This is a genomic window from Nonomuraea sp. NPDC005501 (assembly GCF_040605905.1).
Lineage (GTDB): Bacteria > Actinomycetota > Actinomycetes > Streptosporangiales > Streptosporangiaceae > Nonomuraea.
The window spans coordinates 51,997-58,310 of the sequence record NZ_JBEXDT010000062.1 but is presented as its reverse complement, the minus strand read 5'-3'; the positions used below and the strand labels follow the sequence as shown (position 1 = coordinate 58,310).

Here is a 6,314-nt window from a genome sequence, read left to right as displayed (position 1 = left end):
CCTGGACGCCGCCGAAGGGCCCGGCGGGGCGTGGCGGCACCGGTCGCCGACGCTGACCATGGACAAGGTCCACGGCGTCTTCGACCTGCCCGGCACCGGGCCGATACCGCATGCTGGAGACGCTGCGCGAGTACGGCACCGACCGCCTGGCCGAGACGGGCGACCTCGGCACCGTACGTGACCTGGCCGCCGGCTACTTCACCAAGCTCATGGCCCGGTACGATCCGCAGCTGCGCGGCCCCGGACAGCTGACGGCCATGCGACTCATCAGCGCCGAGTACGACAACGCGCTGGCCGCCCTGCGCCGGCGGTGCGACACCGGCGACGCTCCCGGCGCGGTCGCGCTCGCCCTGAGCCTGACCTGGTTCTGGCAGATGTTCGGCCGGCACCGCGACGCGGCCTACTGGCTGGGCGAGGCACTGGCGGTGCCCTGCGGGGAGCCGACGCCCGACCGCGACTGCGCCCAGGCGATCTACCTGTCCAACCGGGTCGACACCCGGCCAGGGATGACCGCCGGGGAGATCGCGCACGACCGGGCGCAGATACGTGAGCTGACCAACCGGCTGCTCGCGTACCCGGAGCTGCCCGGCCCGTACGGCGCGTACGCGCTCACGCTCGCGTTCCTGCAGGAGGAGAAGACCGCGCTCGCGATCGTCGAGCACCTGGCCGACGGCGACGACGTGTGGCTGTCCGGGCTGGCCCGCATGTTCCGGGCCCGGCTCGCCGAGAACGCGGGCGAGCTCGACAGGACGCGCACCGACGTGAACGCGGCCCTGGCCCGCTTCCGGCAGGTCGGCGACCGCTGGGGCCAGGCCACCGCGCTGCCGATGCGCGCCCAGCTGCGGCAGTACGACGGCGACCTCGACGGCGCGCTGGCCGACCTGCGCGAGGCCCGGTCGCTGGCCGGCGAGTTCGGCTCGCTCAGCCTCGGCGACCAGGTGTTCAGCGACCTGCGCTGGATCGACCTGCACCTGCGGCGCGGCGACACCGTCCTGGCGATCGCGCTGACCGAATCGGCCCGCGAGCGGGCGCGGCGGGCGACGTCGAAGGAGCTGCTGGTTCTGTTCGACGCGTGGGAGGCCGGCTTCCGGGTGCGGCTCGGCGACCTGGACCGGGCGCGCGCACTGCTGGACGACGCCGAACGGGATCTTGACGGCGACACCACGTTCGCCGGTGACCACGTGCGGACGCTGGTCGGCAGCGCACGGGCCTCGCTCTGCTTGGAGACCGGTGACCTGGCCGGCGCGGAGAAGGCGCTGGAGAAGGCGTACGCGGCGGCGTTGGAGACCCGGGACCTGCCGATCCTGTCGCTGGTGGCGGTGAACGCCGCCGCGTTCGCCGAGGCGCGCGGACGGCATCACGAGTCGGCCGTCCTGCTCGGCGCCGCGTCCGGGCTGCGCGGCGCTCACGACCACACCGATCGGCAGGTTCGCGAGCTCACCCGCCGAGGGCGGGCCGCGCTGGGCGAGGAAGCCTTCGCCGCGGCGTACGGGAAGGGCTGGCGACTGGACGGGAAGACGGCCGCCACCGCAGCCGACCCGGCCCGGCTGCGCGGGGAACTCAGGACAGCTCACCCGGATCCCGGCTGATCTGGCCGGGCGCGCCGCTCGGATCATGCCCGGTCGGCGACGGTCTCATGGACCGGTGCTCGTACCGATGAGGTGCCGAGGTCGGATGCCAGGGTCCTCATCCCTGTTTCCCGATGAACTCGCGCAGCCAGTGGAAGCTGGCCTTCTCGGTGCGGGCCTGGGTTTCGTAGTCGACGTGGACGAGGCCGAACCGGGCGGCGTACCCGCGGGCCCACTCGAAGTTGTCCAGCAGCGACCAGCAGAAGTAGCCGCGCACGTCCACACCGTTGGTCATCGCGGCGCGGATGGCGGCCAGGTGGTCGCGCAGGAACTCGACGCGACCGGTGTCGTCGAGAGTCCCGTCGTCGCCGTAGCCGTTCTCGGTGATGAAGATCGGCGGGAGCGCGGGGTAGCGCCCGGCCAGGCCGAGGAGAGTCTGGTGGAGCCCTTGCGGCTCCACCGGCCAGCCCAGCCCGCTGGTCGCCGCGCCGTCCGGGGTGACGCTGCGCACCCCGAGGTCGAAGGCGGAGCGCAGCGCGGGATCCGCCTGCTCGTACGGCGCCGCGGCAGCGTGGATGCGGTAGTAGTAGTTGACGCCCAGGAAGTCCAACGGAGCGCCGATGACCTCCAGGTCGCCCTCGCGGCGGAAGGAGAAGTCGCTGATCGCGCCGAAGGTCTCCACCATGTCGGAGGCGTAGACGCCGAGCAGCAGCGGGTCGGTGAACTGGCGGTTGACCAGCAGGTCCATCCTGCGTGCCGCGTCGGCGTCGGCCGCCGAGCCGGTCGCGGGCACCGTGGGCGACATGTTGAGCGTGATGCCGACCCGCTGTCCCGGCCGTGCCCGTGCCCGCAGCCTGGCCGCCGCCAAGCCGTGGCCCACCAGCAGGTGGTGGGCGGCGGCCAGCGCGCCGTGACCCTCGCGTGCGCCGGGTGCGTGGCGGCCTTCGGCGTAGCCGACGATGGACGAGCAGTACGGCTCGTTCAGCGTGATCCACTGTGACACCGTGTCGCCCAGCGCCTCGTGCGCGACCTCGGCGTAGTCGGCGAAGCGCTCGGCGGTGTCGCGCTCGCGCCAGCCGCCGCGGTCCTCCAGCGCCTGGGGCAGGTCCCAGTGGTAGAGGGTGACGTACGGCTCGATGCCGCGCCCGCGCAGGGCGTCGGCGAGCCGCCGGTAGAAGTCGAGGCCGCGCTGGTTCACCCGGCCGTCGCCGTCGGGCATGATCCTGGGCCAGGCCAGCGAGAAGCGGTAGGCGCCGGTGCCGAGCCGGTCCATCAGCTCCACGTCCTCCCGCCAGCGGTGGTAGTGGTCGCAGGCGTGCTCGCCGCTCTCGCCCTTGGCCACCGCGCCGGGGACGCGACAGAACGTGTCCCAGATGGAGGGCCCGCGCCCGTCGGCGTCCACGGCGCCCTCGATCTGGTACGCGGCGGTGGCCGTCCCCCACACGAACCCGGGGGGAAAGGCGGTGTGTTCCTGGGTCATCCCTTGATCGCTCCTGACATGATTCCGCCGATGATCTGGCGGCCCAGCGCGGCGAAGACCGCCACGATCGGCACGATGGCGAGCACGGTGCCGGTGAGCACGAGCGCGTAGTCGGTGGTGTAGCCGCTGGCCAGGCTGGAGAGGGCGAGCTGGACGGTCGGGTTCTCCGGCGTGAGGACGACCAGCGGCCAGAAGAAGTCGTTCCAGGCGTGCATGAAGGTGAACAGGCCGAGCACGGCGGCGGCCGGGCGGGCGGCGGGCAGCACGACGTGCCAGAACAGCCGCAGTGTGCTGCACCCGTCGATGCGACCGGCCTCCAGCAGCTCGTCGGGGATGGCACTGGAGAGGTACTGGGTCATGAGGAACACGCCGAACGCGGTGACGAGGCCGGGCACGATCACCGCCTCGAGCCTGCCGGTCCAGCCGAACTCCGCCATGAGGATGTACAGCGGGATGATGCCGAGCTGCTGCGGCACGGTCGTGGTGGCGATGGCCAGGAGGAGCAGTACGTTGCGCCCGCGGAAGCGCAGCTTGGCGAAGGCGAAGCCGGCCAGCGTGGAGAACAGCACGACCGAGACGGTGACCGTGCCCGACACGAGGACGGAGTTGAGCATCGCCTGGCCGAACGGGGTGGTGTCGAAGACCCGGGCGATGTTCTCGAACAGGTGGCCCCCGGGGGTGAGGATCGGCGGCACGCTGGCGATGGCGTCGTTGTCATGGGAGGCCACGACCAGCGACCAGTAGATGGGGAACAGCGAGCCGAGCAGCACGGCGACGAGCGCGGCGTAGGTCCAGAACCCTGCTCCCCGGGGGTTCAGGCGGCGTCGGACCGCGGTGACGGTTGCCATGTCAGCTGCTCCTGATCCTGCGCGTGACGGCGAAGTTGACGAGCGCCATGACCACGATGATCACGCAGAGGGTCCAGGCGATCGCCGAGGCGTAGCCGAACTCGTACAGGCTGAAGCCCTGCTCGTAGAGGTAGAGGCCGACGGTCTGGAACTGGCGGTCCGAGCCGCCGGTCGGGTTGCCGGTGCCGGCCTGGAACAGCAGCGGCTCGGCGATGATCTGGAAGCCGCCGATGGTGGACACGACGGCGGTGAAGATGATCGTGGGGCGGAGCATCGGCACGGTGATCTTCCGGAACTGGGTGAGCTGGCTCGCCCCGTCCAGCCGGGCCGCCTCGTACAGGCCCTCGGGGATGGTCTGCATGGCGGCCAGGTAGATGAGGGCGTTGTAGCCGGTCCACCGCCAGATGACGATCATCGAGATCGCGACGTGCGAGGAGAGCGTGCCGGCCTGCCAGTCGACGGGATCCAGGCCCACCAGATCGAGGGCCCAGTTGACCATGCCGAAGTCGCGGCCGAAGAGCTGGGCGAAGATGATCGTGACCGCGACGATCGAGGTCACGTTGGGCAGCAGCACGCCCATCCGGAACAGCGTGCGGGCGCGCAGCCGGCGGTTGAGCATGTGCGCGATGAACAGCGCGGCCAGGAGTTGCGGCACGGTGGACAACAGCCAGATGCTGACGGTGTTGAACAGCGCGTTCCAGAAGTAGTCGTCGGCCAGCAGCTCGGCGTAGTTGGCCAGCCCCACCCATTCGCGGTCCGGGTCCAGCAGGTTCCAGTCGGTGAGAGAGACGTACGCGGTGTACAGCAGCGGGAACATGCCCAGCACGCCGAACAGCAGGAAGAACGGGGCGATGTAGAGGTACGGCGAGCCCTTGACGTCGAGCTGGTAGGCCCAGCGGCGCCGAGGCCCTGATCTGACGGAGGTCATGGTCGGCTCCTCGGGGGAAGGGTGGCGACGGCGGGTCCTGACCGCCCGCCGTCACCCGGCTTTCACGGATCGACGCGCGTCACTTGCTGATGCGCTCGACGTCCCCGAGCATCTGCGTCCACGCCTCGGCGGCGCTCTGCTTGCCCTCCTCCACGCGGTTGATCGCGTCGCGGATGGCGGTCTGGATGTCGCCGGCCCTCGGGCCCTGGTACTGGGGCTTGAGGTTGCGGGCGGCGGTGGTGAAGATCTGCCCGATCGGCGCGTTGTTGAAGAACTCATGCTTGAGCCCGGTCACCTCGGGCTTGTCGTAGGTGGCGACGGTGGAGGGCAGGATGCCGTGCTTGGTGAACACCTCGATCTGCTGTTCGGGCGCTGTCAGCCAGGCGATCAGCTCCACGGCCTCCTTCACGTGCTTGCCCTTGGCGGGGACGGTCAGGTAGGAGCCGCCCCAGTTGCCGCCGCCGCCGGGGATGGCGGTCACGTCCCACTGGCCGGCGAAGTCCTTGCCCTGGTCCTGGATCTTGGCGAGCATCCAGGCGGGGCAGGCGATGGTGGCGAACTGGCTCTTGGCGAAGCCGGTGTTCCAGGCGGGCGAGCTGCCGACGAGCTTGGCCGACTGGCCGTCGGCCACGGCCTTGAGCACCTCGTCGTAGGCGGAGCGGATGGCCGGGTTGGTGGCGACCACGACCTTGTCCTGGGTGTCGTAGTAGCCGGTCTCGGCCTGGCCGACCATCGCGTTGAACACCTGGGGGCCGCCGTCGAAGAACGCGGCGCCTTCGGGCTTCTTGGCGGTGTAGCGCTTGCCGGTCTCGAAGTAGGACGTCCAGTCGGGCCAGAGCTTGGCGACCTCGTCACGGTCGGTGGGCAGCCCGGCCTTCTCGAACAGGTCGCGGCGGTAGCACATGGCCAGGCCGCCCACGTCGGTGCCGTAGCCGATCTGGGCCCCCGACTTGGCCAGCGACGCCTCCCACTTCCACGGCAGCCAGCGATCCTTGAGCTGGTCGGCGCCGTGCCGGCGTAAGTCGGCGAAGTGCTGGGGCTGGTTCCTGAACTGGGCGATGAAGCCGGTGTCGATCGCCTCGACGTCGGCGGTGCCGCTGCCGGTGGCCAGGTGCGCCGCGAGGTTGCGGTGATGGTCGTTGTACGCCGACGTCCTTTCGACGATCTTGATATTGGGGTGGGCGGCCTCGTACTTGGCGTAGAGCTCCTTGAAGCCCATGTTCCCGAACAGGTTGAGGGTCAGGGTGATCTTGCCCTCGGCCGGAGTGGAGCCGGTGGAGGGGGAGCCGCCGCAACCGGTGGCGAGCATGCCGAGGGCGAGCACTCCGGCAGCGAGACGGATTCGTCCAGCAGACACCTGGGACTCCTTCGAAGGAGAGGAAGGGTGACTGCGAGATGCGATGAGAAGGCCGAGCCCCGCGGCAACGGTGCGGCATCGGCCTGTCAGTGCGACATCCCATATAACTCCACCATTCTCTGTCAAGTCACAG

General features: G+C 70.3%; 5 protein-coding genes. 1 reads left to right on the top strand and 4 read right to left on the bottom strand.

Features of this window, described 5'->3' with window-relative positions:
• Positions 1-110 precede the first annotated feature (110 nt).
• Positions 111-1,589 (top strand): hypothetical protein, encoded by a 1,479-nt coding sequence (locus tag ABZS51_RS27055; protein ID WP_355446432.1) that lies wholly within the window; start codon positions 111-113, stop codon positions 1,587-1,589.
• 97 nt (positions 1,590-1,686) lie between these two features.
• Here the strand turns inward: ABZS51_RS27055 and ABZS51_RS27050 are convergent, their stop codons facing one another.
• The 4 genes from ABZS51_RS27050 to ABZS51_RS27035 all read right to left on the bottom strand — a co-directional run bounded on the left by ABZS51_RS27050 (position 1,687) and on the right by ABZS51_RS27035 (position 6,181).
• Entirely contained in the window at positions 1,687-3,048 is a 1,362-nt protein-coding gene (locus tag ABZS51_RS27050) for a GH1 family beta-glucosidase (RefSeq protein ID WP_355446429.1), read from the bottom strand.
• A complete protein-coding gene (locus ABZS51_RS27045; RefSeq protein WP_355446426.1) occupies positions 3,045-3,896 on the bottom strand; it encodes a carbohydrate ABC transporter permease in 852 nt (283 codons plus the stop codon). Before ABZS51_RS27045 ends, ABZS51_RS27050 begins: the two co-directional genes overlap by 4 nt.
• 1 nt (position 3,897) lies before the next feature.
• On the bottom strand, positions 3,898-4,824 hold the full coding sequence (locus ABZS51_RS27040; protein ID WP_355446423.1) for a sugar ABC transporter permease: 927 nt from the start codon (positions 4,822-4,824) through the stop codon (positions 3,898-3,900).
• A 79-nt stretch (positions 4,825-4,903) separates the two neighbouring features.
• Positions 4,904-6,181, bottom strand: coding sequence for an ABC transporter substrate-binding protein (locus ABZS51_RS27035; protein ID WP_355446420.1), 1,278 nt, complete (start codon positions 6,179-6,181; stop codon positions 4,904-4,906).
• Positions 6,182-6,314: the final 133 nt, after the last annotated feature.